Here is a 23,615-nt window from a genome sequence, read left to right as displayed (position 1 = left end):
GTTCTTCGGTATGCGCTGCGTGCTCAACGTCACTGTGCCCGACGCAGCAGTTCCACGAAGGTCTCGAGGTTCTCCGGCGGGGTCGCGAAGTTCAACCGGGCGCAGTGCGCATAGCGCTCCGCGGGGGCGAAGGTGGCGCCATCGTTGAGCACCACGCGGCAGTGGTGCTCGAGATATTCCGCGGCCGTCTCCTCGCCCGCGGCGAGGGCGGTATCACCGAAGTCGAGCCACATCAGGTAGGTGGCCTCGGGGGCGCTGGCCTTAATTCCAGGGAGGGCCTCGGGTAGGGCGTGGAGCAGGTAATCGCGATTGCGGCGCAGCAGTTCTAGCTGCTCATCGAGATAATCGGTGGAGGCGGTATAGGCGGCCGCAGCGCCGACGAGGCCAAGCGTGGAATAGCCGTCGGTGACCAGCGGCCCCGCCGCCTGAAACGCTGCCTGGTGGTCCGGGTTGGTGAAATACATTTGGGCGCATTTCAGCCCAGCGATATTCCATGCCTTCGAGGTGGCGGTGGCGGTCACGCACACCCGGCGGGCGTTCTCGCTCACCGAGGCCACCGGCACATAGGGGCGCTCATAGCAGATGGGGGCGTGGATTTCGTCCACGATCACGAGCATGCCCAGCTCGGCGGCGAGATCGGTGAGCTGCACCAGATATTCGCGCTCATAGATCACGCCCAGGGGATTGTGCGGGGAGCAGAGAATGAGCACCCGGCCACCGCGGGCGTGAGCCTGCCGGATCTGCTCCAGACTGGGCTGGGGGTCTGCGTCGATACACAGCATCTCGCGGCCGGTGATCCGCGGCAGCTCAAGGAAGGGCATATAGGCCGGCACGGGCACGATGATGGCGTCCTCGGGTGAGCTGAGCAGCTCAATGGCCAGCTGCACCGAGCGGACCACGTCGGCGGTGACCTCTACCTGGTCGGGCTCGGGCGCCCAGCCATAGCGCTGGCGATAGAAGGCGCTCATCCCTTCTTTCACGCCCTCAACCTGCACGGGGTAGCCGAAGGCTTCGCGCTCCACCGCCTGCCGCAGCGCAGTGATCACATCGGGGTGGGTGGAGAAGTCAGATTCGGCGATCCACAGCGGCAGCAGCGCCGGGTCATAGGTATTCCACTTGCGGGTGCCTCGCCGGCGCAGCGTGTCGTTATCGAGGAAGTGACAAACCATGGCCTCTATTGTGCATGTGCCCGACCGCCTATGCCTAGCCGCTATGGTGGGTGAGTATGAACGCCCCCGAACTCGTGGTTGTGCTTGATAGCCACAATCAGCCCATCGGCACCGCACTGAAGTCCGAGGTGCACAGCACGGACACCCCCTATCATCTGGCCTTTTCCTGCTATGTCCAGGATACGCAGGGCAGGGTGTTGCTCACTCGCCGGGCGCTGAGCAAGGCCACGTGGCCGGGGGTGTGGACCAATAGTTTTTGTGGGCATCCCGCCCCTGGTGAGGAGGCTGTGGAGGCGATCGCGCGCCGCGCCCGCTATGAGCTCGGGATTGAGGGGCTGCACGGGATCGAGCAGGTACTACCCACCTATTCTTATCGCGCGGTGGATTCCAGCGGCATCGTGGAGCACGAGTTCTGCCCCGTCTACATTGCGCGTATCGACGCCACCTCCCAGCTGCAGCCCGCCCCTTCCGAGGTCGATTCCTATGGCTGGGCCACCCCGGCCGAGCTGGCGGCCGCGGTGGATGCCACTGGCTTTGCCTTCAGCCCCTGGATGGTGGACCAGCTCAGCCACCGCGCGCTCCGCGATGCACTGGGCTGTCCCTGATAGGGGCCGGAGTTAGCCGGCGATAGAACGGACCGCACCCAGCGGCAGCCACATCCAGTCGGGGCGGTTATTGGCCTCATAGGCCACCTCGTAGAGCGCCTTATCGAGCACGAAAGCATCCAGGATATCGAAGTTATCTTGGTTGCTCGGATCGAAGTGATAGCCATCCAGCAGGGAGGCGGTGGCGGTATCAGACCACAGCTGCCGGCTCTCTGCGGTGCCGGTGTGCTCGAAATTGGCGGCGTAGTCGAGAGAGCGGATCAGCCCCGCGAGGTCCCGCAGTGGGCTGTCCATGCGCCGGCGTTCCGCCAGCGGCCGGGCGGGCTCGCCCTCAAAGTCGATGAGAATATATTTCTCGCCCTGTTTCAGGGTTTGTCCTAGGTGGAGATCGCCGTGGACCCGCTGCACCGGTACCTCGAGATCCTGCAGGCGCTGATACACGGCCCGCGCCTGCTCGGCGAAGGGAGCCAGATCGGGCACCTGGGCCAGCACATCCTCCAAACGGTTACTGAGGGCCTGCGCCACTTGGGAGCCGGGCACGGTCTCCGTGCCGAAATGACGGGCCAGCAGCTGGTGCACCTCGGCGGTGGCCACACCGAGGTTGCGGGCGGAGTCAGAGAAGTCCGCGCCCGCGCGGACCGCGGCGAGGGCATCGACCCAGCCATCGGTGGCGTGGTGCACAAAGTCCTGCACCATGCCGGTAATCATTGTCTCGCCCTCGATCTCGTGGGTGAGATATCCCCGCAGCGGGGCGATATGGCTGCAGTGATGCTCCGAGAGCCCAGCCAAAAGCTCCACATCGGGGTTGATGCCGCCGGCGAGCTTGCGGAAGAACTTCACGATCACCGTCTCGCCGAAGATGATGGAGGTATTGGACTGCTCGCCCTCGATCACGCGGCCGAGTGCCCCCGCTGGCAGGAGCGGCTGAGTGGCGCCGGGCACGGCATGAACCGCGCCGCCGCCGGGCAGGGAGTCGCTGGTGATGAGCTCACCCATGCGGGCCGCATAGGCCGGCTGGGAGAGCACATCGGCGTTGTTCTCGTCGAGAAGCAACTGATATAGATCGGAGCCGCTCGCTCGGTGCACCCGTGCCACCACCCATCTGATGGCGTCGCTGCCGGTGAGCGGGGCGGTCTGCACCACCTCAATATCGGTGATGGCCTCAGATTTTGCGCCATAGAAGCGCTGGGCGGCCAGCATGGTTGCGAGTGCGGAATCCATGATCAGCTCCTAAGCGTCGGGATCGGTGAGTTCGAACCAGAAGAATCCGTGCGGGGCCAGGGTGACCACCCAGGGCTGCTCGGTGATCTCGGGGAAGTGCTCGCCGCCGCTGAGCTCCACCGGCACGCGGCCGGCGAACTCAGAGAGGTCGAGGGAGACGGCCTGCGGGCGGCGCGACATATTGTTCACGCAGAGCAGGGTTTCCTTCTCATCGCGCAGCAGATAGCTGAGGATGGCGAAGTTCTTGGCGGGCACCTCGGTGAACTCGCCGAAGCCGAAGGCGGAGTGCTGCTTGCGGGTCTGAATCAGATTGCGGGTCCAGTGCAGCAGCGAGTTCTCCCCGGCCATCTGGGCCTCCACGTTGAGGGCATCGTAGCCGTATTGGGAGTTCTGGATGACCGGCAGGTAGAGCCGCTCCGGATCGGCCTTGGAGAAACCACCATTGCGGTCGCTGCTCCACTGCATGGGGGTGCGCACGCCGTCGCGGTCTCCGAGCCAGATGTTATCGCCCATGCCGATCTCATCGCCGTAGTAGAGCACCGGGGATCCGGGCAGGGAGAGCAGCAGGCCGGTGAAGAGCTCCAGCTGGTTGCGATCGCCCTCGAGCAGCGGGGCGAGGCGGCGGCGAATACCCACATTCGCCTTCATGCGCGGCTCCTTGGCGAATTGCTCGTACATGAAGGCGCGCTCCTCGTCCGTCACCATCTCGAGCGTCAGCTCATCGTGGTTGCGCAGGAAGATACCCCACTGCGCCGAGGACGGAATGGAGGGGGTGTCCTGGAGGATCTCGGAAATGGGGCGACGAGACTCGCGTCGCACCGCCATGAAGATGCGCGGCATGAGGGGGAAGTGGAAGGCCATATGGCACTCATCGCCCTCGACGGGCTCGCCGAAGTATTCCACCACATCGGCCGGCCACTGATTGGCCTCCGCGAGCAGCACCCGGCCCGGGTACTCCTCGTCGATGACCTCGCGGCAGCGCTTGAGGAAGTCGTGGGTTTTGGGCAGGTTCTCGCAATTGGTGCCCTCTTCCTCGAAGAGATAGGGCACCGCATCGAGGCGGAATCCGTCCAAGCCGAGGTCGAGCCAGAAGCGCAGCACATCCAGCATGGCCTCCTGCACCTCGGGGTTTTCGTAGTTGAGATCCGGCTGGTGGGAGAAGAAGCGGTGCCAATAATACTGCTCGCGCTCCGGATCCCAGCTCCAGTTGGAGGTCTCGGTATCGACGAAGATGATGCGGGCATCGGCGTATTTCTTGTCGGAATCGCTCCACACATAGAAATCCCCATAGGGCCCCTCGGGGTCCTTGCGGGACTCCACAAACCACGGGTGCTGGTCGGAGGTGTGGTTCATCACCAAATCAGTAATGATGCGGATGCCGCGCTTGTGGGCCTTGTCCACCAGCTCCACGAAATCATCCACCGTGCCGAACTCGGGCAGCACCTCGCGGAAGTTGCGGATATCGTAGCCGCCATCGCGCAGCGGGGAGTCATAGAAGGGCGGAAGCCAGAGGCAGTCCACGCCCAGCCACTCCAAATAATCCAGCTTGGAGATCAGACCCTGGAGGTCACCGGAGCCGGAATTTGTGGAGTCATGGAAGGCGCGGACGAGCACCTCGTAGAAGACGGCCTCCTTGTACCATCCCGGCTCGAGGCTATTCTCGGCCATTTTCGGGGTGGCATAGTCCTCGGAGGAGGGTTCTACGACATAGCCTTCCGCATCCACTTCCGTTTCAGCGGCGGGCTCCTGGTGTGCGAGTTTCAAAGGGTCTTCAGCCATACAGACCAGATTAGAGAAAACTCCCGGCGCGCGCGGCAGCGGATCCCCTTTAGGCTTCGAGGGCGGCGCGCCGGCGAATGCGGTGCTGGCCGATATCGGTGGCCGTCGCTTCGTCCATGCCGCGGGAGTAGGCGTGCGGATCGAAGGTCCGGCCCTCGGCGCTGCGGGTGCTTAAGGAGGCATCGCCGATAAATTCGGCACGGGCGGCGCGTGCCAGGGAGGCGTCGTCGATAAGCGCCAGCTCATAGCTGCTGGAGGACTCGGCGGCCTGCTCCTCGGCCTCGGCAAGCCGGCTGGAGATCATGGTGATGAAGCCGCGCATGAAACTGCGGCGCAGCGTCACCGTGGAGGAATAGCCGCCGCTGTGGGCATCGTGGCGGAGAGTGCTGGCCCGCACCAGCATGATCGGGTTGATGAGGGTGTAGAGGGTAGAGACCCGTTCAAGGTGCCGGAGGCGGCCAAAGACAACAGCCTCGCCGACTTTTACCGAGCGGTAGGTGGAGTAGACAAAACCCTCGCAATGCAGGGAGCGGGCGATCGCCATGAGGAGTGTGCTTTGCATATCTGTATAGGAGCCGCCGAACTCGATATGCATATGGCTGACGGTATCGCTGGGATCCTCGGTGTCGAGGTCGCGTTCGTCGAGCTCGTAGCGCGCCATGAGCTCGAAGGCTTTGGCGAAGTAGGTATCGCCTTCCTCGGTGCCGGCGCGATCGCGGGCCTGGCTGAGGATTTTCTGGATTTTGTCTTTGATGGTGTCGAGTGAGCTGGCCATGGGAAATCTCCTGAAGTGGGTGTAGCTAGAAAGCGGATGAGTGATGTATCCGCAGACTAAATGCCCGAGCCCCGCCGTGGGTGCCCGTTGGCCAGAATGCGGGCAAGGCTGTGCATAAGGGGTTTTCCTATCCACAGCCTGCCGCCGTCTATGGGCTAGTATCCGCAGGCCACCGTGGTTATTCCCAGGCCTCGCGCCGGGCCGCTCTGCGCTGCTGCACCGGCAGCCGGAAGTGCACGCGCACCCCGTAGAGCGGATCGCTGACCACCTGCGGCGGCGCGGCGGGATCGCTTAAAGACAGCGACAGAGCCGCCCGGTTGCCGCGGCCGGGCTCATGGCAGGGCCAGGAGGGGCGCTGGCCGTGGGCGAAGTCCACCAGCAGCTGGTGCACTTGGCCGGCCCGCGGGGCCAGCCGCTGCGGATCGCCCGCGGCGAAGGTGGCGACCATGGGGGAGGAATGCTCCAGCATGTCGAAGGCGAGAAGCAGATCCACACAGTGCAGCGCCGGTGTCCCGTTCTCGGCATCGCCGGCAAACTGCACTAGCCACGTGGAGCCGGATGTGCGCTCTGTCGCGGCCTGCACCCAGCGGGTAATAGAGGAATCGGAGGCGAAGCGGCGCGCCACCTGCTTCGGGTAGTGTGTGTCCGCCCAGTGCAGATAGCTGCGGGCGCTATGCAACAGGAATTGCCCGGCCAGCAGCCGTATCCCGAGCTTCGCCAGCCACGGCGCGTGCTCATCCATCCACGCGGCGCTGGGTTCGAGATACATCTCGTGCTCGGTGTAGGTGAGCAGAATATCCACATCCGCCAGCTCACCGGGGATGAAGGGATAGGGGCCCACCGCGGGGCCATAAAAATAGCGCCGCCGCAGCGAGGCATAGCCCTTTGCCAGCTTTCCGGGCTTGCGCGCGGCCAGGTTATTCAGCGAGGTCTGGGTGATCGGGGCGCCGAGGGCGCTGCGCAGCCAGCCGCGGCGGGCGAAGAAATCCTGCGGCGGATAACCGGGCGACATCGCCACCAGCCGGCGAAAGGTGCCGGTGTAGTGGTCGCGCCGGGCCAGCCACAGCGCGATGCCGGCCCCGGCGGATTGGCCCACCAGGGTGACATTGGTGGGGTCGCCCCCGAAGGATTCGATGCAGCGCTGGATCCAGTCGAGCCCCAGCTGCACATCACTGACCCCGCGGTAGGCAAAGCTCTCATCGGCGCGGAATTGGGCGAAGCCCTCGAGCCGCATGCGATAGCCGATAGAGACCACGATGGCCCCGGAGTGGGCGAAGGCGTGGGAGCGATACCAGGAGCCGTCATAGTGGTCGGATTCATAGCGCCCGCCGTGCACATAGGCGATCACCGGGAGATCGGCGGGCACCCCATGCTCTGCGCGCGGCACCGCGGACACGGGGGCGATCACGCTCAGCCCCACCGGGCGCTGGCGTGGGGTGGTGGCATCGATGACCTCAGTGGCGGCGTCGGCCCGCTCAGGGAAGTCAAAGGGCTGCTCGTAGTGCACGTGGGGAATACCGCAGAATTCGGCCACCCCGTCCTCGTAGACTCGCCCGCGGATCGATCCCGCGGGAGTCGATACGGTGATCGTGTTCTCACTCATGGCTGTCCATGCTATCGCAGGGGCGAGTCTTTTCCCCAAGAAAAGCACTGGCGATCGCTTATCGACGCCGCCTCGCCGGCGTGCTCCTTATTGATAGTCTTCGTTACTATTGGCGGCTATGACATCTACCACTGAGCACAACCCGCTGCTGTCCCCCTCCACTCTGGACTATCAGCTGCCCGATTTCGCCGCCATCCGTTTCGAGCACTTTCGCCCCGCGTTTACTGAGGCCATGCGCCGGCACGAGGAGGAGATCCGCGAGATTCTCCGCAGCGAGGGCTGGGAGGACGTGGTAGAGCGGCTCGAGGCCTCGGGGCGCGATCTCGCCCGCGTGGAGTCGGTCTTTTTCAACCTGTGCAATACCGATTCCACGGAGGAGATGCTCGAGCTGGCCGCCGAGCTCGCCCCAGAGTTGGCGGCCCACCGCGACGCCATCATTCAGAACACCGAGCTCTACCAGCTGGTGCGCGATGCCGAGGTGCCGGAGGATGAGGAGTCCCGCCGGCTGCACGAGTACTATCTGCGGCTTTTTGCCCGCTCCGGCGCCACCCTCGATGCGGAGAAGAAGGCGGAGTTGGCCGAGCTCAACCGCGAGCTGTCCTCGCTCTCGGAGCGTTTCGGCTCCCAGCTGCTCAGCGATACCCAGAAGCTCGCCGTCAGCTTCGACTCCGAGGAGGAGCTCGCTGGGCTTTCGGCCTCGGCGATTGCCTCGGCACGCGAAGAGGATGGCAGCTATGTGCTGCACCTGAACCTGCCGAGCGTGCAGTCTGTGCAGGCGCAGCTCGAGCGGCCGGAGTCGCGCCGCCGCGTCTACGAGGCCTCGCTGGCCCGCGGCGTGGAATCCACCACCCCCGTGGCGGTGCGCATGGCCCAGCTGCGGGCACGCAAGGCCGAGCTGCTCGGCTATAGCAGCCACGCCGAGCTGGTGGTGGAAGAAGAAACCGCCCCCGATACCGCCGCGGTGTGGACCCTGCTGCGGGATCTCGCCCCGGCCGCCGCAGCTAATGCGCATGGCGAGTACAAGCGCATCCAGGATGTGGCCGGCGGCGAGGAGATCACCGCCGCCGATTGGCCCTATTGGGAAAATAAGCTGCGCGAGCAGGACTACGCCCTCGACGAGTCCCAGCTGCGCGAGTACTTCCCGCTGCGCAGCGTGGTGGAAAAGGGCGTGTTCTTCGCCGCCGAGCGCCTCTATGGCATCACCGTGCACCCGCGCGAGGACCTGCGCGGCTATCACGAGGATGTGCAGGTATGGGAGGTGCGCGATAGCGATGGCACCGGCATTGGCCTGCTGCTCACCGACTACTATGCCCGCCCCTCCAAGCGCGGCGGGGCGTGGATGTCCGGCTTCGTCGAGCAATCGGAGCTGCTCGGCACCAAGCCGGTGGTGATCAACGTCTTGAACATCACCAAGCCGGCCGATGGTTCCGAGGCGCTGCTCAGCATGGATGAAGTGACCACTCTCTTCCACGAGTTTGGCCACGGCCTGCACGGGCTGCTCTCTCAGGTGCGCTATCCCAGCTTCTCCGGCACGAGCGTGCCCCGCGACTATGTGGAGTTCCCCTCCCAGATCAACGAGAACTGGGCGCTGGAGCCGGTGGTGCTGGACAATTACGCCCGCCACCACGTCACCGGCGAGGTCATTCCCGCAGAACTCGTCTCCGCGATCCACGCCTCCCGCACCTTCGGCCAGGGCTTCGCCACCAGCGAATATCTGGGTGCTGCGATTATCGATTACGCCTGGCATAGCCTCAGCGCCGCCGCGGCCGAAAAGATCGCCGCCACCCCGGAGGCCGTCGCCGAGTTCGAGCGCGCCGCGCTGAGCGACGCCGGGCTAGAGGTAGAGCACCTCGCCCCGCGCTATCAGACCCGCTATTTCAACCACATCTTCGCCGGTGGCTACTCGGCGGGCTACTACTCCTACCTTTGGGCGGAGGCGCTCGATGCCGATGGCTTCGAATGGTTCAAGGAGGTGGGCGCCGCCATCGCTGCCGAGCGCAGCGAGGATGGCCCCAGCGGCGTCGATGCCGCCTCGGTGCGCGCGGCGGGGCAGCGTTTTAGGGAGCTGGTGCTCTCCCGCGGCGCCTCCCGCGATTTCACTGAGGCCTTCACCACGCTGCGCGGCCGCGAGAAGGATATCCAGCCGCTCCTGCAGCGGCGCGGCCTGGCGGGAGCGACCCGCTAAACTACATAGCCATGGATGCGCTGCGAGAGATCTACGTTGAGATCACCAATGAGCTCGGCCAGTGGATCGTCTCCTTGCCCGTGTGGCTGCAGGCGCCCGTGGTCACCACCGTCACGCTCGTTCTCTGCGGGATTGGGGCGGTGGTGCTCTTGCGCGTGATCGACCTTGCGGGCTCCCGCATTCACGCCCGCGTGCACGCCGAGGACACCTCCCGCAGCAGCAGCGCCGCGGCCGTCCGGCCGGGCCCGGCGGCGCGGGGTACTAAGATCGTGATGAACCAAGAACCCGTCGCCTGGAAAGAGCCCACCACCGAATGAAGAATAAGCCCCGTCGCCGCCGCCCGCGCAGTACCTATGGCAAGTCGCGGGTCACGCTCGCACTCATCGCGCTGCTGCTATTCGTCGTGGTGATGGCGCTACTCGGCCATCTCTAACGCGTCGCCGCCGCGGCGATGGTGCGGAAGAACTCCGCATCCGCCAGATCCTCGATAAGCACCGGCTCGCCGGTGGCAGTGCGCAGCGGCACACACCAGTTGGGGTAGTGCTCCTTCGTGGTGCCCGGCTGATTCTGCACTGCCTTATCGCCCACCAAGTCCACCAGCGCGGTGCAGGTGAGTAGCGAGGGGGTGGCGGCCACATAGCGGTGCAGGGCAGCCACCAAGTCCACCAGCTGCCCGCGCTCACCGCGCTCGGCGCCCAGGAAGGTCTCGACGGGGCTGTGCCCGCGGAAGTAGCCCCGCTCGCGGACGCGCTCCAGCACCTCGTTTTGCCACGCCAGATCCTCGGCGTTTTCCTCTTCCTTGGAACGGCTGAACAATCCCAGCTGATCCCGCAGCTCCACATGGGTACCGGCCAGATAGCCGGCGGTGGGAGGCAGATCGTGGGTGGTGACCGAGGTGAGACACAGCTCGCGGTAGTGCTCGGGCAGGCGCGGGCCGCCGCCTTCGGGCTCGGACTCGAACCACAAAATAGAGGTGCCCATGATGCCGCGCTCGGCGAGCACATCCTGCACCCAGGATTCGAAGGTACCGAGATCCTCGCCGATCACCACCGCCCCGGCGCGCTCGGCCTCAAGGACCAGGATGCCGACGAGGGCGTTGTAGTCGAAGTGCACATAGGTGCCGTGGGTGGGCGCCTGCATGCGGGGAATCCACCACAGGCGGAATAGGCCCAGAATGTGATCGATGCGGATGCCGCCGCTGTGGCGCAGAATCGTGCGCAACATGTCGCGCCAGGCCGCATAGCCGGACTCCGCCAGCTTGAAGGGATCCCACGGCGGCTGGGACCAATCCTGACCCTGCTGGTTATAGGCGTCCGGTGGAGCACCCACCGATGCCTGCGGGGCCAGCACCTCGGCGAGGGTGTGGGCATCGGCGCCACCGGGGTGCACCCCGACGGCGAGATCGGCCATGATGCCGATGCGCATGCCGGCGTCGAGGGCGCGGTGATGCGCCTGGCGCATCTGGGCATCGCAGAGCCATTGCACCCAGGCGTAGAAGGCGGCCACCTCCATCGGCTCCTCGCTCAGGGCGTGGTTGCCATTCTGCGCGGCGTGCTCGGCCTCGGCGGCGAGATCCTGTTCGGCGCACCACAGGGAGAAATCGATGAGGCCCTGGCCCTCCATCTCCACATACTCGCGGAACTGTTGCTCGCGCTCGGGGGAGCGCGGAGTGTTATAGAGCTCGCGCAGCACCTGCAGCTTGGTGGCGTAGATCGGATTGCGATCAATAAGCCCGCCCGAGTGGTTGAGCTCCTTCAGCGGCGCGGCCAGCTGCTGGATCTCTGCCTGGGTCTGGGCGTCGAGGGCCTGATACTCCGGAATGGACTCGATGTGCAGGTAGATCGGGTTCATGAAGCGCCGGGTGGTGGGCAGGTAGGGGGAATCCTCCACCGGCGGGAAAGGCTCGGCCGCGTGCAGCGGATTGACCAGCACGTAGTCGGCGTCGGCATGCGTCGCGAGCACCTCGGCGAGGGTGCCGAGATCATGGAAATCGCCGATGCCCCACGAGTCGGCGGAACGCACTGAATAGAGCTGCGCCATCACGCCGCTGCAGGGCTGCTCGCGCAGGGAGGCGGTGGTGCTCAACATGGTGGGGGTGACTACCAGCTGGCACTCCTCCTCGATATCCTCGGAGCGCAACTGCAGCGTGTGCCAGCCCAGGGGGAGATCATCGGGGGTAGAGAAGGTTGCCTCGCCCCAGGCGCAGCCATCGACGGTGCGTGGGGGAGTCCAATTATCCTCTTGGCGGGGGCGCACCTCGCCGCCGTCTTCGAGCAGGATCCGCACATCGGCTGCGGCGCCGTCGTGCACGTGCACATTAAAGAAGTGGCGATCCCCTTCTCGGGCCACTACGCAGCGCGGCAGGGGGCGCGTGGCTTCCGCATCCTCCACGCGGGCGCGTAACTGCGCTAACTCCTGCTCAGAGGAGTCGGCGGACAGCTCATAACCTAAGGCCCCAATGATGGAGATGAGGGTGTCCTCACTCACCTCCACTACGGAACCGTCGTTGGCGGTGTACTGCGTCGCAACACTCAGGGTACTGGCTAAATTACGAAGTTCGTCTCTAGAGCTCACAGGAACCATAGTGCCATTGACCGCTGAGGATCGTGCAATAATTGCCCGCTATCGTTGGCGAGCTATGTGCGCTCGGCCAGTGGGGGCGGGTAGCTTACAACATGAAGGTTTCTTCAAAATAGGCAACGGCGTTGCCGCCCGGTTGAAAGAAAGGTCCACAATAAGCATGGTGAATGAGTACTCCACCCCCGCGAAGTACAGCATCGGCGAGCATGACACATGCCTGACCGCCATGCTGGAGACCGCCCGCTCCCGCCCTTACGGCATTATGTTTACCCGGCCGCAGAACTTCGAATGGGTTAATGTCACCGGCCAGGAATTTGCGGAGGAAGTCTATGCGGTGGCCAAGGGCTTAATTGCCAATGGAGTGCAGAAGGGCGATCGCGTGGCCCTGCTCTGCGAGACCCGCTATGAGTGGACGCTCATTGATTTCGCTATTTGGGCGGCCGGGGCGGTGTCGGTGCCGATTTATGGCTCCTCCTCGCTCAGCCAAGTGCAGTGGATTATTGAGGATTCCGGCGCGGTCTTCGCCTTTACCGAATCCCAAGAACACACTGCGCTCATGCGTAACCTGCTGGTGGATGAGAATGGTGTGCCGCGGCTGTCCGGCTCGGCCTCGAAGCTGCGCCGCATCCTCGAAATTAATGCCTCCGCCGTGGACACCATCATGTTTGAAGGCCGTGAGGTAGACGACGCCGAGGTGGAAAAACGCATCGCCGAGACCCGCTCCGAGGATCTCGCCTCCTTGGTCTATACCTCCGGCACCACCGGCCGCCCCAAGGGCTGCATGCTGACGCACCACAATTGGTTGGCCGAGGCCTATGCCTTGCTTACTCACCCCATCGGCCAGGTGGCCACCCCGGGCAATAGGGTGCTCACCTTCCTGCCGTTGGCCCACGTGTTCTCCCGCGCCGTGTCTTTGGGCGTGGTGATCTCGGGCGCCACTCAGAGCCACTGGTCCGATTTCTCCACCTTGTCGGTGGAGTTCCAGCGCTCCCGCCCGCATCTCATCTTGGGTGTGCCGCGCGTGTTCGAGAAGGTGCGCAACGGCGCCGCGCTCAACGCCAAGCAGGCCGGCCCGATCAAGGATGCGATCTTTGAGAAGGCGGAAAAGACCGCCCGCGAATACTCCAAGGCCCTCGATACCGAGGAAGGCCCCAGCAAGACCCTGCAGTGGCGGCACGCCACCTACGACAAGCTGGTCTATTCCAAGCTCCGCGCCGCGCTGGGTAACTCGGTGCGCTATTGCATCTCCGGTGGCGCCGCCATGGACCGGGATCTCTTGCACTTCTACCGCGGCATCGGTGTGACGGTCTATGAGGGCTATGGCCTCACCGAGCTCACCGCCGCCGCTGCGGTGAACTTTGATGACAACATCATCGGCACCGTCGGCCGCCCCGTCGGTGGCGTCTCCGCCCGGCTCTCCTCGGAGGGCGAGGTGATGTTCAAGGGGCAGACCCTCTTCCGCGGCTACTGGAACAACGAGGAGGCCAATCGTGAGTCCTTCGACGAGGATGGCTGGTTCAACACCGGCGACCTCGGCGAGATCTACGAATCCGGCCACATCGAGATCACTGGGCGCAAGAAGGATCTCATCGTCACCGCCGGCGGCAAGAATATCTCGCCCGGCCCGCTGGAGGACCAGCTGCGCTCCCACCCGTTGATCTCCCAGGCGCTGGTGGTGGGCGATGGCAAGCCCTTCGTCGGCGTGCTCATCACCCTGGAGCCGGAGGCCTTCGAGCACTTCAAGGCCCAGCGCAATATCCCGCTCTCCAAGTCGGTGAAGGATGTGGCCCTCGATCCCATGCTCCGTGCCGAAATCCAGGACGCGATCAACTCCGCCAATATGATGGTCTCCCACGCCGAGGCGATCAAGAAGTTCTACATCCTGGACCGGGACCTCAAGGAAGAAGAAAACGAGCTCACTCCCACTTTGAAGGTCAAGCGCAACGTGGTGGTGCGGCGCTTCTCGGAAGAGATCGACGTGCTCTACCGCACGAACTAGCCGCAGGACTACCCAGGGCGGATGTCTCCATCGGGCCACACCCGGCGAGGCATCCCCCTTTTTTCTTAGAACTGGCTTAAAGTCGTACGCGCAGAAGACAACCCGCCCGTCCCAGCGAGTAAAGGAGCAGCACGTGGAGCTACTTGACGCCAAGCTGCGCCTCAAAGAGCTCACTCAAGAGATGTACAACATCGGCGATGAAGTGGCCGAATACATCGAGCACATCGCCGAAGCCATCACCGACTGGGACGCCGAGCTCGTGGAGGAATGCCTCCTCGAATTCGACGAGATCGCGGTGGAAGCCATCAACGACGCCCGCGTGGTGGTCTCGGAGCTCTACGGCATCCGCCAGGCCCTCATCAGCGGGCTGCGCGCCGGGTCCATGGGCGTGTGGGAATCCAGCAAGCGCACGGAGCGATATGCGCGCCCGCAGCTTGTCGACGCCCACCTGCTCTCCACCTCTTTCGCGCTATCGAGTCCGATGTCGGTGCCGGCGCTGAGCGACGCCATGCAGGGTCGCACCGAACTGGCCACCCAGCAGCTCGCCGCGATTGTGGAATGGGAGCTGGACCAGACTGCCTGCGCCGCCGCAGACCTTGAGAGCGTGAGCCTCGCCACTATGTTCACCCGCACCCGCCGGCTGGTGCACGCCTGCGCCGAGGGTTGGCTGGAGACCGTCGCCCGCGCCCACCCCTCCTATGCCGCGGCTGCCCGCGGCTCCCACCCGCCCGAGTTCCTCGCCGAGCGGGCGTGGATCGACGGCGTGGTGGCCTCGGTGCGGCGCCGCATGCACGCCAGCGACCGGGGTGCATGAGAGCAGCCATGAGCACCTTTGGCGTGTATATTCACGTGCCCTTTTGCGCCACGCGCTGTGGATATTGCGATTTCAATACCTACACCCCGGGCGAGCTCGGTAGCGCCTCCTCCCCGGAGTCCTATCTCCAGGCCCTCGCCATCGAGCTGGAGCTCTCGGCCGCCGCCACCAGCCATCGCGTGGTGGACACGGTCTTTATTGGCGGAGGCACGCCCTCGCTGCTCGGCGCGGAGAAACTCGTCTCCATTCTGGGCATGATCCGCCAGCACTATGATCTCGCCCCCGATGCGGAGATCACCACCGAGTCCAATCCGGAATCCACCTCGGCCCGCTATTTCGAGCAGCTGCGCGCGGGCGGTTTCACCCGCGTGTCTTTGGGGATGCAATCCGCCAGCGAGTCGGTGCTGGCCACCCTCGATCGCACCCACACCCCAGGCCGTGCCGCCGCGGCGGCCGAGCAGGCGCATGCCGCCGGTTTCGAGCACGTGAACCTGGACATGATCTACGGCACCCCGGGCGAAACGGATGATGATGTGCGCCTCACCCTCGATACGATCTTAGGGGCCGGGGTGGACCATGTTTCGGCCTATGCGCTGATCGTGGAACCGAATACCAAAATGGGGCGGCTGGTGCGCACCGGGCAGCTGCCCGCCCCCGACGATGATGTGATGGCCCGCCGCTATGAGCTCATCTCCCACAGCCTCGAAGCGGCCGGACTCGACTGGTATGAGGTATCCAATTGGGCCCGCCCGGGCGGGGAGTGCCGGCACAATATCGGCTACTGGCGCGATGCCGACTGGTGGGGTGCCGGGCCGGGGGCGCACTCGCATATCGGCAACCAGCGCTTCTATAACGTCAAGCATCCGCGGCGCTACTATGAGCGGCTCGGCCGCGGCGAGTTGCCGATTCAGGAGACGGAGCAGCTCAGCGCTAGCGACCGCCACACCGAGCAGATTATGCTGGGCCTGCGCATGCGCGAGGGAATAGCGCGGAGCGCGCTGGACCCGGCTGCTGCGGAGACGATCGACCGCTACGTTGATCGCCAGCTACTGAGCGTCGATAAGCACCGGCTCAGACTGAGTAATCAGGGTCGCCTCTTGGCCGATGGGATCATCGCCGATCTGTTGCTCGCGGAGGAGGAGCACTAGGCTGGTGCGTTAAGAGGGAGGTAGATGCATGTCCACAGCCACTGATGCGCGGCGCGTCCGCGTGCTGCGCGCGATTGTTGCCGATTACATCAGCTCTCAGGAGCCCGTGGGGTCGAAGTCGCTGGTGGAGCGCTATAACCTCGGGGTGTCCTCGGCCACCATCCGCAATGACATGGCGGTGCTGGAGTCGGAGGGTTTTATCACCCAGCCCCATGCCTCCTCGGGGCGCGTGCCCACGGAGAAGGCCTATCGCAGCTTCGTGGACTCCATTCATGACGTCAAACCGCTCTCGCTGCCCGAACGGCGCGCCATCCTCTCCTTCCTGGAGGAAGGGGTGGATCTGGAGGATGTGCTGCGACGCGCCGTGCAGCTGCTCTCCCAACTCACCCGCCAGGCGGCGGTGGTGCAGATGCCGATGCTGCAGGTCTCGCGGGTCAAGCACTGCGAGGTGGTGCTGCTCAGCCCCGTGCGGCTCTTGCTCGTGCTCATCACCGATACCGGCCGGGTGGAGCAACGCAATGTGGAACTCGAGGATGTGATCGAGCCGGAACAGGTGGCGCAGCTGCGCCACGCCCTCAACCGGGCCCTGGGCAATCACACCCTCTCCGATGCCTCGGTGGCGCTGGCGGATCTGGCCTCGCACGCCCCGCACGACATCCGTATTCCCGTGATCACTTGCGCCACCGTGCTTATCGAGACCCTCGTCGAGGCGCCTTCCGATCGCCTCATTCTGGCCGGCGCCTCCAATCTCAGCCGCGCCCGCGGCGACTTTCCCCAGGGGCTTCCCGAGGTGCTCGAGGCGCTGGAGGAGCAGGTGGTGGTGCTCAAACTGCTCTCCAATGCCCACGATCTTGGTTCCGTGCGCGTCTCCATCGGCGGCGAGCACGAGGAATCGGAGCTGAAGCACACCTCGCTGGTGGCTACCGGCTATGGCACCGGCGAACGCCTGGGCGGCATGGGGGTGATGGGGCCGACCTATATGGATTATTACGGCACCATGTCCAAGGTGCAGGCCGTGGCCAGCTATGTGTCGCGGGTGCTCACAGACGAATATCACGGGGAATAATTCCGCGAAGTTTCTCCTTGTAGGGGAGGAGACTAAGCTATCGGTGTTTGAGCACTGTCAATATACAACTACTTAGGGGAAAGATTAAGACTCGTGGCTCGTGACTATTACGGAATCTTGGGCGTGGACTCGTCGGCAAGCGATGCGCAGATTAAAAAGGCGTACCGCAAGCTGGCCCGCAAGTACCACCCGGATGTCAACGATACCGAGGAAGCAGCGGAGAAGTTCCGCGAGATCTCGGTGGCCCAAGAGGTCCTGCTCGATCCCGAGAAACGCCGCATCGTGGACATGGGCGGGGACCCGATGGAGCAGCGCGCCCAGGGCGGCTATGGCGGTGGCTTCTCCGGTGGCGGCTTCGGCGATATCTTCGAAGCCTTCTTCGGTGGCGCCGGTGGGGGCGGCCGTGGCCCGCGCTCGCGAGTGCAGCCCGGCAACGATGCCCTGCTGCGCACCGAGATCTCCCTGGAGGAGGCCTTCCGCGGAGTCAAGAAGGACATCACCGTCGATACTGCCGTGCTCTGCGATCGCTGCGAGGGCACCGGTTCGGAGTCCAAGGCTGCGCCCGAGACCTGCGGGACGTGTCATGGCAGCGGCGAGATCCAAGAGGTGCAGCGCAGCATCCTCGGCAATGTGATGACCTCCCGCCCCTGCCGCGCCTGCCAGGGCTTCGGCGAGATTATCAAGGATCCCTGCTCGGAGTGCTCGGGCGAGGGACGGGTGCGCAAGCGCCGCGATCTCGTGGTGTCTATTCCGCAGGGCATCGCCGACGGCATGCGCATCCGCATGGCCGGCCAGGGCGAGGTCGGACACGGTGGTGGGCCGGCCGGCGATCTCTACGTGGAGGTCAGCACCACCCCGCACCCGGTATTCACCCGCGATGGCGATACCCTGCACTTCACCGCGAAGGTGCCCATGGTGGATGCGGCGCTCGGCGCTGCTCTCACCGTCACCGATCTTCGCGGCGAGGAGCTGACGGTGGATATCCAGCCCGGCTCCCAGCCCGGACAGACCGTGCGCATGCACGGCGCCGGCATGCCGAAGCTGCGCGCCGAGGGCGCCGGTGACATGGTGGCGCACCTCGACGTCACCGTGCCCACCGAGCTCAATGACGCCTCCCGCGAGCTGCTGGAGAAGGTGCGTGCCCAGTCCTCCGAGTCGGTCAAGGTGCATAGCCAGGACCGTGAGGGCGAGGGCTTCTTCGACCGCGTCCGCAGCCGCTTCCGCAGGTAAAAGCAGTGTCCCTTCCGCTCTTTTTGGACCCCGAGCTCGCGGCGGCCGCGCCGGTGGGTGCGCGCGTGGAGCTGCGCGGCCAAGAGGCCACCCATGCCGGCACCGTGATGCGACTCGGCGTGGGCGAGCAGCTGCGGCTGAGCAATGGCCGCGGCCTCGTGCTGCGCTGCGAGATCGCCGCCCCGCCCAGCAAGCAGCGCGTGGAGCTGACTGTCTGCGCGGTGGAGGAGGTGGCCGCGCCGCGGCCGCGGGTGAGTATCGTCCAGGCGCTGCCCAAATCCGAGCGGGCGGAGCTCGCCGTGGATCTGGCCACCCAGGGCGGGGTCGATGCCCTCATTCCCTGGCAGGCCAGCAGGTGTATCGCCAAGTGGCCGGCGCAGAAGCGGGCGAAGTTGCACGGCAAATGGGTGAGCACGGCGGTGGCGGCCGCCAAGCAGTCCCGCCGCCCCGTCGTGCCCGAGGTGGAGCAGCTGCACCAGACCGCCGAGATTGTGCAGCGCATCGAGGCCCTCACCGCCGCCGGCGGGCTGGCCTATGTGTTGCACGAGGAGGCCACCGAGTCGCTGGGCACCGCCCCTGTTGATGCCCCAGAGATTATGCTCATCGTCGGCCCCGAGGGCGGGATCAGTGAGGAGGAGCTGGCGGCCTTTCGCGCGGCGGGCGCCCAGCCGGTGCTGCTCGGCCCCGAGGTGCTGCGCACCGCCAGCGCCGGGCTGGTGGCATTGGCCGCGATTGGTTCGCGCACTCCGCGCTGGCATCTACGTTAAGCTGCAGTGGACACTCCGGAAAGGACAAGAAAGAGAGCACGTGGGAATCTACGAGCGCACCGAAACCGCATCGCTGAGCTATAGCATCGAGCCGCAGCTAGCCCAGGCGGTCTGCGGGATCAATGACGAGAACATCAAGGTCCTCGACAACCAGCTGGCCTGCGATTTCTTCGTGCGCGGCAACGAGGTCACCCTCACCGGGCCCGCCCCCGTGGTGGCCCGGGCGCGCCGCGTGCTGAACGAGCTGCAGGCCATGGCTCGGCGGGGGCACGTCATCACCCGCGACGCGGTCAAGCACACCATTACTATGGTGAGCGTCGAGGCCCCCGAGGGCGTCAATCGCCGCTTGGCCCAGGAGATCGTGGCCCGCCGGGGCAAGGTGATTCGCCCCAAGACTCGTGGCCAGCAGGACTATGTGGATGCCATCGACCAGCACACCGTGGTCTTCGGTATCGGCCCGGCCGGTTCCGGTAAAACCTATTTGGCCATGGCCAAGGCCGTGCAGGCCCTGCAGTCCAAGGCTGTCTCGCGCATCATTCTTACTCGTCCCGCCGTGGAGGCAGGGGAGAAGCTGGGCTTTTTGCCCGGCACCTTAAATGACAAGATCGACCCCTATCTGCGGCCGCTCTATGATGCGCTGCGCGACATGATGGACCCCGAGGCCATCACCAAGCTCATGGAGGCCGGTGTGATCGAGGTAGCCCCCTTGGCCTATATGCGCGGCCGCACCCTCAATGATGCATTCGTGATCCTCGACGAGGCCCAGAACACCACGCCGGCGCAGATGAAGATGTTTCTTACCCGCCTCGGCTTCGGCTCCACGATGGTGGTCACCGGCGATATCACGCAGGTGGATCTGCCCGGTGGGCAGAAGTCCGGGTTGCGCATTGTCCGCGAGATCCTCTCCGGGGTAGAGGATATCTACTTTGCCGATCTCGGCGCCGAGGACGTGGTGCGCCACCAGCTCGTGGGCGCCATCGTGGACGCCTATGACGATTATGATGAACGCCAGCTCAAGCGGAAGGCCCAGCAGTGAGCATCGAGATTTTTAATGAGTCCGGATACCCGGGAGTCAATGAGGAAGCACTCATCGACGTCGCCGGTTTCGCTTTGCGACGCATGGACATCAACCCAGCCGCAGAGCTATCCATCCACATCGTGGACCTCGACACCATCGCCGATTTGCATGTGCGCTGGCTGGATCTCGAAGGCCCCACCGATGTGATGAGCTTCCCCGTGGACGAGCTCACCCCCGGTTCCGGTGGGCGCCCCGACGCCGCCGATCCCGGCCCGGCCATGCTGGGCGATATCGTGCTCTGCCCCGAGTTCGCGGAGCGCCAAGCCACCAAGGCTGGCCACAATCTTTCCCACGAATTGGCGCTGCTCACTGTGCACGGCTGCCTGCACCTGATGGGCTTCGATCACCTCGAGCCCGAGCAGGAACGGGAGATGTTCGCGCTGCAAAATGAGCTTTTGGCCGACTGGTACGATGACATCCACGAGCGCGAGCTCGAGTTTCCCGCCAAGCCCTCGGGGGCATCTGCTTTTCCCAGCGCGGCCGATCGCGCCGAGTTGGATGAGACCCTGACCGATACAGAAGGACACATTCCGCCGATCGCGGAGCCCCGCCCCTAACTTATGGAACCCACCTTATTGCTCATCTTCGTCCTCGGGGCGGTGGTCGCCACCATCGCCTCCGCGGCTTTCGGCACCATCGAATCCGCCGTCAATTCCATCTCTCCCGCCCGCGTGGAAGAGATGGTCAAAAGCGAGAAGGAGGGTTCCAAAACCCTCCTGAAAGTGTTGCAGCGCCGCGCCGACAACATCAATCTTCTGGTGTTGCTGCGCACGCTTCTCGACGCCATCGCCGCGGTACTCATCGCCCTGTTTACCGTGGACCTGATCGATGGCAAGGCCTGGGCGCTGCTGATCGCGGTGCTCGGCTTCAGCCTCATCAACTATCTCGTGGTGGGCGTGTTCTCCCGCACCGTGGGGCGCAAGAACCCCTACACGGTCTCGTTGCGTTCCGCCGTGGTGCTCTCCGCCATCGGCTATGTGCTGGGCCCGATCAGCCGCATTCTCATCTGGGTGGGCAATAAGCTCACCCCCGGTGATGGTTTCCGCGATGGCCCCTTCGCCTCCGAGGTGGAGGTGCGCGAGATGGTGGACATGGCCCTCGAAAACGGCATCGTGGAAAACTCCGAGCGCAAGATGATCCAGTCCGTCTTTGACCTCACCTCCACCACGGCCCGCCAAGTGATGGTGCCGCGGCCGGAGATGGTGTGGATCGAGCAGGACAAGAATGCCGGCCAGGCCACCTCGCTATGCGTGCGCTCCGGCTACTCCCGCATCCCCGTGATCGGGGAAAACGTGGACGATATCGTGGGCGTGGTCTATCTCAAGGACCTCGTGCAGCAGACCTACTATTCCACCGATGGCGGCCGTAGCGTCGCCGTCACCGACCTGATGCGCGAGCCCAGCTTCGTGCCCGATTCGAAGTCCCTCGACGAGCTGCTGCAGGAGATGCAGCTGCAGCGCTTCCACATCGCGATGTTGGTGGACGAATACGGCGGCATCGCCGGGTTGATCTCCATCGAGGACATCTTGGAGGAGATCGTGGGCGAGATCGCCGACGAGTACGACTCCGATGAGATCGCCCCCATCGAGAAGATCTCCGAGCGGTGCTACCGCGTGCACGCCAAGCTCTCCCTCGACGAGCTCGAGGAGTTTGTGGCCGAGGAACTCGAGCAGGATCTCGAGTTTGACGATGACCTCGACGTGGACACCGTGGGCGGGCTCATGGCCTTCGGCCTGGGGCGCGTGCCCCTGCCCGGCTCCAGCACCCATACCCACGGGCTCACCCTGACCGCGGAAGGCGGCACGGATCGCAAGGGCCGGATGCGTATTGTCACCGTGGTGGTCAGCGTCGATAAGCCAGCGGAGCAGGACGAAGAGCCGCAACGCTGATCGCGTATGCTTAAGCGCATGTTCACCGATACACCTGAAGGTTTCCGCTCTGGCTTTGTGAGTTTCGTGGGAAGGCCCAATACCGGCAAGTCCACGCTGATGAACGCCCTGGTGGGCGAGAAAGTGGCCATTACTGCCGATCAGCCGGAAACCACGCGGCACACCATTCGCGGGCTCGTGCACCGCGAGGACGCGCAGGTAGTCATCGTGGATACCCCAGGGCTGCACCGTCCGCGCACCCTGCTGGGTGAGCGCCTCAATGAGATGGTGGCCGAGACCTATGCCGATGTGGATGTCATCGGCATCACCATTCCCGCCGATGAGAAGATCGGGCCCGGCGATCGGTGGATCGTGGAGAACGTGCGCAAGGTGGCGCCGCACACCACCCTGCTGGGCGTGATCACCAAGGTGGATAAGGTCAGCCGGGATACCATCGCCGAGCGGCTGCTGCAGGCCCATGAGCTGCTCGGGCCCGAGGCGGAACTCGTGCCGGTCTCCTCGATGTCGGGCGAGCAGCTCGATGTGCTCATGGACGTGATTGTGGGGCTGCTGCCCGAGGGGCCGAAGTTCTATCCCGACGATCACATCACCGACGACTCCACCGAGAAGCGCATGGCCGAGCTCATCCGCGAGGCCGCCCTCAGCGGGCTCAAAGAGGAATTGCCGCACTCGGTGGCCGTGGAGATCGACGAGGTGCTGGACGATCCCGAGCGCCCCGGGGTGAAAAACGTGCACGCCGTGATCTATGTGGAGCGGCCCGGGCAGAAGAAGATCCTCATGGGCAAGGCCGATCGCCGCTATGGGCGCATCGTGCACAACGCCCGCCAAGAGATCATCCAGCTGCTGGGCCATAATATCTATCTCGACCTGCGTATTAAGGTGCTCAAAGACTGGCAGCAGGATCCCAAATCCTTGGGACGACTCGGGTTTTAGGGGAGGTCCTCACGCGTGCGACGCGGCAGCTTCCGCGACCGCGCCCTCGTGGTGCGCACCTATGATTTCGGCGAGGCCGATCGCATCGTCGTGCTGCTCACGCGCGCACACGGTCTGGTGCGCGCCGTGGCCAAAGGAGTACGCCGCGCCCGCTCGCGTTTCGGCTCCCGGATCCAGCGCTTCGTGCTTCTCGACGTCGAGTGCTACCCAGGCAAAAACCTGGCGCTCATCACCGGCGCAGACACGGTGAACTACTACGCATCCGGCATCATCGAGGACTACCAACGCTATAGCGCGGCCTGCGCGGTGCTCGAAACCGCCGAAAAGCTCTCCTTGGCGGATCTGCCCGATGCGGCTCTGTTCGATCTCGCCGCCGCCGCCCTCGACTCCTTGCGCCACGATGACACTCCGCTGCTCAGCCTCGATATTTTCCTCTTGCAGGCGATGGGCAGCGCCGGCTGGTTGCCCGAAATGTTCAACTGCGCCCACTGCGATAAACCGGGGCCCCACCGCGGCTTCGACCCCGGCTCCGGCGGGGCCGTATGCGCCGAATGCCGCCCACCCGGTGCCGCCACCGTGCCCACCGAGGCGCTTCGGCTCATGTGGTGGATGGCGCACGGCCGCTACGATGCCATGGCCCGCGCCCAGCAGGCCGATCCGGTGCAATGGGCGGCACTGGTGGATACAGCGCACCGCTTGATCACCGATCACGTGCAATACCACCTCGAACGGGGCGTGCTCAGCCTGCGGGCGGATTAATGGCACAATGAGGGA

General features: G+C 64.7%; 20 protein-coding genes. 14 read left to right on the top strand and 6 right to left on the bottom strand.

Translation table 11 applies throughout. From position 1 onward, the window contains the following. Positions 1–29: 29 nt before the first annotated feature. Complete coding sequence (locus KRX12_RS02035; RefSeq protein ID WP_218365533.1) at positions 30–1,169, bottom strand: MalY/PatB family protein; 1,140 nt, start codon at positions 1,167–1,169, stop codon at positions 30–32. Positions 1,170–1,225: 56 nt separating this feature from the next. Here KRX12_RS02035 and idi point away from each other — a divergent pair, with 56 nt between their 5' ends. Next, positions 1,226–1,774, top strand: coding sequence for an isopentenyl-diphosphate Delta-isomerase (idi, locus tag KRX12_RS02030; RefSeq protein ID WP_218365532.1), 549 nt, complete (start codon positions 1,226–1,228; stop codon positions 1,772–1,774). A 12-nt stretch (positions 1,775–1,786) separates the two neighbouring features. On the opposite strand, the gene KRX12_RS02025 is transcribed toward idi, so the two are convergent. The 4 genes from KRX12_RS02025 to KRX12_RS02010 form a co-directional block, all read right to left on the bottom strand. Continuing rightward, a complete protein-coding gene (locus KRX12_RS02025) occupies positions 1,787–2,995 on the bottom strand; it encodes a phosphotransferase (RefSeq protein WP_218365531.1) in 1,209 nt (402 codons plus the stop codon). Positions 2,996–3,004: 9 nt separating this feature from the next. After that, a complete protein-coding gene (treS, locus tag KRX12_RS02020; protein WP_151529152.1) occupies positions 3,005–4,774 on the bottom strand; it encodes a maltose alpha-D-glucosyltransferase in 1,770 nt (589 codons plus the stop codon). Between the two features lie 49 nt (positions 4,775–4,823). Continuing rightward, the gene (locus KRX12_RS02015; protein ID WP_218365530.1) at positions 4,824–5,549 is read right to left on the bottom strand and encodes a DUF2786 domain-containing protein; all 726 of its coding nucleotides are present in this window, start codon (positions 5,547–5,549) and stop codon (positions 4,824–4,826) included. 178 nt (positions 5,550–5,727) lie between these two features. Continuing rightward, positions 5,728–7,152, bottom strand: a complete 1,425-nt coding sequence (locus KRX12_RS02010) for a carboxylesterase family protein (protein WP_218365529.1) — start codon at positions 7,150–7,152, stop codon at positions 5,728–5,730. Positions 7,153–7,270: 118 nt separating this feature from the next. Between KRX12_RS02010 and KRX12_RS02005 the strand changes: the two genes are divergently transcribed. Both KRX12_RS02005 and KRX12_RS02000 read left to right on the top strand, forming a co-directional pair. Continuing rightward, entirely contained in the window at positions 7,271–9,337 is a 2,067-nt protein-coding gene (locus KRX12_RS02005) for a M3 family metallopeptidase (RefSeq protein ID WP_218365528.1), read from the top strand. Positions 9,338–9,348: 11 nt separating this feature from the next. Continuing rightward, positions 9,349–9,654 (top strand): hypothetical protein, encoded by a 306-nt coding sequence (locus KRX12_RS02000; RefSeq protein ID WP_218365693.1) that lies wholly within the window; start codon positions 9,349–9,351, stop codon positions 9,652–9,654. Positions 9,655–9,766: 112 nt separating this feature from the next. Here KRX12_RS02000 and malQ read toward each other — a convergent pair whose 3' ends face one another. Then, positions 9,767–11,911, bottom strand: a complete 2,145-nt coding sequence (malQ, locus tag KRX12_RS01995) for a 4-alpha-glucanotransferase (protein WP_218365527.1) — start codon at positions 11,909–11,911, stop codon at positions 9,767–9,769. 166 nt (positions 11,912–12,077) lie between these two features. Between malQ and KRX12_RS01990 the strand changes: the two genes are divergently transcribed. From KRX12_RS01990 to recO, 11 genes are all read left to right on the top strand, one after another. Next, positions 12,078–13,916 (top strand): long-chain fatty acid--CoA ligase, encoded by a 1,839-nt coding sequence (locus KRX12_RS01990; RefSeq protein WP_218365526.1) that lies wholly within the window; start codon positions 12,078–12,080, stop codon positions 13,914–13,916. Between the two features lie 133 nt (positions 13,917–14,049). Then, on the top strand, positions 14,050–14,730 hold the full coding sequence (locus tag KRX12_RS01985) for a hypothetical protein (RefSeq protein WP_151529159.1): 681 nt from the start codon (positions 14,050–14,052) through the stop codon (positions 14,728–14,730). 8 nt (positions 14,731–14,738) lie between these two features. Continuing rightward, a complete protein-coding gene (hemW, locus tag KRX12_RS01980; protein ID WP_218365525.1) occupies positions 14,739–15,878 on the top strand; it encodes a radical SAM family heme chaperone HemW in 1,140 nt (379 codons plus the stop codon). 28 nt (positions 15,879–15,906) lie between these two features. Beyond that, complete coding sequence (hrcA, locus tag KRX12_RS01975) at positions 15,907–16,944, top strand: heat-inducible transcriptional repressor HrcA (RefSeq protein WP_218364101.1); 1,038 nt, start codon at positions 15,907–15,909, stop codon at positions 16,942–16,944. Positions 16,945–17,037: 93 nt separating this feature from the next. Next, positions 17,038–18,174, top strand: coding sequence for a molecular chaperone DnaJ (dnaJ, locus tag KRX12_RS01970; protein ID WP_218365524.1), 1,137 nt, complete (start codon positions 17,038–17,040; stop codon positions 18,172–18,174). 5 nt (positions 18,175–18,179) lie between these two features. Beyond that, entirely contained in the window at positions 18,180–18,941 is a 762-nt protein-coding gene (locus KRX12_RS01965) for a 16S rRNA (uracil(1498)-N(3))-methyltransferase (RefSeq protein WP_218365523.1), read from the top strand. 40 nt (positions 18,942–18,981) lie between these two features. Then, entirely contained in the window at positions 18,982–19,977 is a 996-nt protein-coding gene (locus tag KRX12_RS01960) for a PhoH family protein (RefSeq protein ID WP_218364098.1), read from the top strand. After that, entirely contained in the window at positions 19,974–20,576 is a 603-nt protein-coding gene (ybeY, locus tag KRX12_RS01955) for an rRNA maturation RNase YbeY (protein WP_218364097.1), read from the top strand. The genes KRX12_RS01960 and ybeY overlap by 4 nt, the downstream gene beginning before the upstream one ends. Positions 20,577–20,579: 3 nt before the next feature. Next, a complete protein-coding gene (locus KRX12_RS01950) occupies positions 20,580–21,908 on the top strand; it encodes a hemolysin family protein (protein ID WP_151529166.1) in 1,329 nt (442 codons plus the stop codon). Between the two features lie 6 nt (positions 21,909–21,914). Next, entirely contained in the window at positions 21,915–22,841 is a 927-nt protein-coding gene (gene era / locus KRX12_RS01945) for a GTPase Era (protein ID WP_255550015.1), read from the top strand. Positions 22,842–22,856: 15 nt separating this feature from the next. Beyond that, positions 22,857–23,600, top strand: coding sequence for a DNA repair protein RecO (gene recO, locus KRX12_RS01940; protein WP_218364096.1), 744 nt, complete (start codon positions 22,857–22,859; stop codon positions 23,598–23,600). Positions 23,601–23,615 lie beyond the last annotated feature (15 nt).

The sequence above is a fragment of the Corynebacterium sp. TAE3-ERU2 genome, assembly GCF_019209955.1.
In the GTDB taxonomy this organism is placed as follows: Bacteria; Actinomycetota; Actinomycetes; order Mycobacteriales; family Mycobacteriaceae; genus Corynebacterium; species Corynebacterium megadyptis.
This window is presented reverse-complemented; position numbering and strand designations above follow the sequence as displayed.